Origin of the sequence: Pseudomonas sp. P867, assembly GCF_019891455.1 — a bacterium.
Taxonomy (GTDB): domain Bacteria; phylum Pseudomonadota; class Gammaproteobacteria; order Pseudomonadales; family Pseudomonadaceae; genus Aquipseudomonas; species Aquipseudomonas synxantha_A.
The window spans coordinates 1-320 of sequence record NZ_JAFLXB010000049.1 but is presented as its reverse complement, the minus strand read 5'-3'; the positions used below and the strand labels follow the sequence as shown (position 1 = coordinate 320).

Below are 320 nucleotides of genomic sequence, written 5' to 3'. Positions count from 1 at the left end.
GCTGGCGCACAGGCTTTGTGTGTCGGGCGATTCGGTGGTGTGGATCGACCATGAGAACCGCTCGACCACCCTGCCCTTGCCTACAGCGGCTCGACCCGCGATCACCAATAGCCTGGCGGAAGCGGCGATCTACTTGGGCTCGGCTCCTGATGAGTTAGTACTGGCCCAGGCGTCGCGGTTCTATCACTTTCGCGACGGTGTGCTGGTCTCGATCAGCGATGCGTATGACAACCGCCTGCGCATTTGCCGTGATCCTTCCGGGCGGATCGAGCGGCTGGATAACGGTGCTGGTCGCTCGCTGCTGCTGCGTTATGAGCTGG

General features: G+C 62.2%; 1 protein-coding gene. It reads left to right on the top strand.

Annotation, left to right across the window (positions count from 1 at the left end):
* A partial coding sequence (locus tag J1G33_RS27775) for a hypothetical protein (RefSeq protein ID WP_223019177.1) occupies window positions 1-320 on the top strand: 320 nt, incomplete at both ends.